The following is a 3,375-nucleotide window of genomic DNA, read 5'->3' as shown; positions in this document are numbered from 1 at the left end:
GTTCAGGTCTTGCAGTTCGAGCGTCAGCGGCTCGGGGCCGGACAGCTTGACCCGCTCGTGGGCGGCCAGCGACAGGGTCGCGCCGACCACGTTCGGGCGGATCGGCAGCTCGCCGGCGTCCAGGTCGAGCAGGCAGACCAGGGTCACGCTGGCCGGGCGGCCATAGTCGAACAGTTCGTTCATCGCGGCGCGGATGGTGCGGCCGCTCATCAGCACGTCGTCGATCAGCACCAGATGCTGGCCTTCGATCTCGAAGGGCAGGGCCGAGGGGCGCACTTGCGGGTGCAGGCCGTTCTGGCTGAAGTCGTCGCGGTAGAAGGAAACATCCAGCGTGCCCAGTGGCGCATCGCTGCCCAATTCCTTGAGCAGGGCCTGCGCGACCCAGATACCGCCGGTGCGGATGCCGATGTAACGCGGTTCGCGGATCTCACGCTGGGCAAGGTGCGCCTTGAGGCGGGTCGCCATCTGGCTGATCAGCTCGGCGGGATTTGGCAGGCTCATGGTTGCTCCTTCTTGGGGTCGAGCCGGGTCCTTGGACGCGGCTCGGGTCGTAGCTCAAAAGAAAAGCGCCGAAGCGCTTGTCAGGATTCAAACAATGCAGTGTTTTCATCGAGCCAGCCCTGCAACAGCAGAGCGGCGGCGATGGCGTCCACCGGGTTGTCGCGGTAACTGCCTTTCTGCCCGCCACGCACCAGTCGCTCGCCTTTGGCCTCAAAGGTGGTCAGGCGTTCGTCGTGGGTATAGAAGGGCATATTGAAGCGGCCGTTGAGACGTCGGGCGAATTTCTCGGCGCGCAGGCACATTTCGCTGGGCGTGCCGTCCATGTTCAGCGGCAGGCCAACCACCACGGCGTCGGGTTTCCATTCCTTGAACAGCGCTTCGACCTGGTTCCAGTCCGGAACGCCGTTCTGCGCTTTCAGGGTGCACAGCTCGCGGGCCTGGCCGGTAATCACCTGGCCGACTGCAACGCCGATCTGTTTGGTGCCGTAGTCGAAGCCGAGAATCAGACGCAGGGCCATCAGGCGTGGCCTGCCTGGCTGGTCAGCAGACTGAGGTTGATCCCCAGGTGCCGTGCCGCCGCTTCCAGACGCAGTTCGCTGCTGGTGTTGAACAGGATGTCGGCATCGTACGGGCAGGTCAGCCAGGCGTTGTCGGCCAGTTCGGCCTCCAGTTGCCCGGCTTCCCAACCCGCGTAACCGAGGGCGATCAGGCTTTTCGCCGGGCCTGCACCGTCCGCGATGGCAAACAGCACGTCCTGGGAAGTGGAGAGCGCCAGATCGCCGTCCAGTTGCGCGGTGGCCTGGAACATCTGGCCGGCCGGGTGCAGGACAAAACCACGATCAGTCTGCACCGGGCCGCCGATGAAAATCGGTACGTGCTGGCAGAGTGCTGGCGGCTCGATGTCCGGGCGTAGTTGTTCGAGGATGTCAGCCAGATTCAGCTCTTGCGGTCGATTGACCACCAGCCCCATGGCGCCATTGGCCGTGTGCTCGACGATGTAGGTCAAGGTGTGGGCAAAGTTCGGGTCGGCCATGTGTGGCATGGCGATCAGGAAGTGATGCTTGAGGTAGCTGGGGCTGACGTTTTTCATGAGCGATAGTGTGGCGTCGAAGGGGCAAACTGACAAGCTGAGGATCAGAGAACAACGCAGATCAAATGTGGGAGCGACGGTGCGACGATTCGACTTGCTCGCGAAGGCGTCAGGTCAGGCAACATCAATGGTGCATGTGCCGGCCTCTTCGCGAGCAAGCTCGCTCCCACAAGGGGTTGCGGTGTGTCAGTTGCTCGAGAGTTTGTCGCCCCGGGCGAATTTCCAGGTGCGGATGATTTCCAGTCGGTCGATATCCGACAGATCACCGGTAAACGGTGCAAACGGTGCGGCCAGCCGGACGATGCGCTGGGCCGCCTGATCCAGCAATGGCTGGCCGGAGGATTCGAGCACCAGCACTTCATACAGCGAGCCGTCGCGGTTGATCGAGACCATCAGGCGCAGGTTGCCGTAGATCTGCTTGCGCCGGGCTTCTTCCGGGTAATTGAGGTTGCCGATCCGCTCGACCTTCTTGCGCCAGTCATCCTTGTACCAGGCGCCCTTGTCGCGCATGGTCGAGGCGGCGCTCAAACGGTGAATGCGCGGGCGTTTGGCGTACAGCTGTTGTTCCTTGGCCAGTTCCGCTTCGAGGCTGGCGATGTCGCTGGACAGCTGCGAGCTATCGAACGTCGGTGCGTCGACCGCCGGTTTGGTCTCGGTCTTGGTTTCTTCTTTCTTGGTCGGCGCCTTTTGCTGTTTCGGCGCCACCGTGGTCACGGCAGCCTTGGGCGCGGCTTCACGGACTTCCGGCTTGGCGGCCGGAGGCGGGGTGACTTTCTTGACCTGATTGTCCTGGAACGGCGCGACCTCGGTGGTCTTGGGGATCGCCTTCTTGTCCAGCGTGCCGCTGCCCTCCTGGTTTTCCTGGGCGAGGAAATCGGCCTTCTTCGGCTTGGTGTCGCTCTTGAAGGTGGCGAGGGTGATTTCCAGGGTTTTGCTGATTTGCTTGGGCTCGACCATGGTGAAGCCGACGCCGAGCAGCAGCGCCAAATGAATCAGCGCCGCGAGAAACAGGGTAAATCCGAGGCGATCGGCCGGGCGCACGCCACGGTGGGCGAGTTCTGCGGGCAGATCGGACGGGAGGGTCATGACAGAAAAACCAACATCGCGTTTTTACGGGCTCGGCATGATAACGCAATGTTGGTTTTTAGCTGCAAGCTTCAAGCGGCAAGCGACATAAGGGCAGCTGCAAGTTTCGAGCGGCAAGCTGCAAGTAAAAGCTTGTAGCTCATGGCTTGCGGCTTGTAGCTGGCCGTCAGGCTTGCTGCTTGCGGCTCGAGGCTTGCAGCTGCTTTTCGATCGCATCCATCAGCATGCCGCCGATGTCGGTGCCGAAGGCATTGTCGATTTCGCGGATGCAGGTCGGGCTGGTGACGTTGATTTCGGTCAGGTGCTCGCCAATCACGTCCAGACCGACGAACAGCAGGCCTTTCTCGCGCAGGGTCGGGCCGACTTGCGCGGCGATCCAGCGATCCTTGTCGGTCAGCGGCCGCGCTTCGCCACGACCACCGGCGGCGAGGTTGCCACGGGTTTCGCCCTGGGCCGGAATCCGCGCCAGGCAGTAATCCACCGGCTCGCCGTCGATCATCAGGATGCGCTTGTCGCCGTCCTTGATCGCCGGCAGGTAGGCCTGGCCCATGATCTGCTGGCCACCGAGGGCGGTCAGGGTTTCCAGAATCACCGACAGGTTCGGATCGCCCGCGCGGTGGCGGAAGATCGAGGTGCCGCCCATGCCGTCCAGCGGCTTGAGGATCACGTCACCGTGTTTGGCGGCGAATTCACGCAGC

General features: G+C 62.7%; 5 protein-coding genes. All 5 read right to left on the bottom strand.

The window, feature by feature from the left end; genetic code table 11:
• Positions 1–501, bottom strand: a 501-nt coding sequence (gene pyrR, locus DBR24_RS18270) for a bifunctional pyr operon transcriptional regulator/uracil phosphoribosyltransferase PyrR (RefSeq protein ID WP_128615448.1), incomplete at its 3' end; no start/stop codon positions are given.
• A gap of 80 nt (positions 502–581) precedes the next feature.
• A complete protein-coding gene (ruvX, locus tag DBR24_RS18265; RefSeq protein WP_128615447.1) occupies positions 582–1,019 on the bottom strand; it encodes a Holliday junction resolvase RuvX in 438 nt (145 codons plus the stop codon).
• Complete coding sequence (locus DBR24_RS18260; RefSeq protein ID WP_123469539.1) at positions 1,019–1,591, bottom strand: YqgE/AlgH family protein; 573 nt, start codon at positions 1,589–1,591, stop codon at positions 1,019–1,021. The genes ruvX and DBR24_RS18260 overlap by 1 nt, the downstream gene beginning before the upstream one ends.
• A 186-nt stretch (positions 1,592–1,777) precedes the next feature.
• A complete protein-coding gene (locus DBR24_RS18255) occupies positions 1,778–2,677 on the bottom strand; it encodes an energy transducer TonB (protein WP_123469537.1) in 900 nt (299 codons plus the stop codon).
• A gap of 166 nt (positions 2,678–2,843) precedes the next feature.
• Positions 2,844–3,375, bottom strand: a 532-nt coding sequence (locus tag DBR24_RS32730) for a glutathione synthase (protein ID WP_256591612.1), incomplete at its 5' end; no start/stop codon positions are given.

It is taken from the genome of Pseudomonas sp. HMWF006, assembly GCF_003061205.1.
In the GTDB taxonomy this organism is placed as follows: Bacteria; Pseudomonadota; Gammaproteobacteria; order Pseudomonadales; family Pseudomonadaceae; genus Aquipseudomonas; species Aquipseudomonas monsensis.
This window is presented reverse-complemented; position numbering and strand designations above follow the sequence as displayed.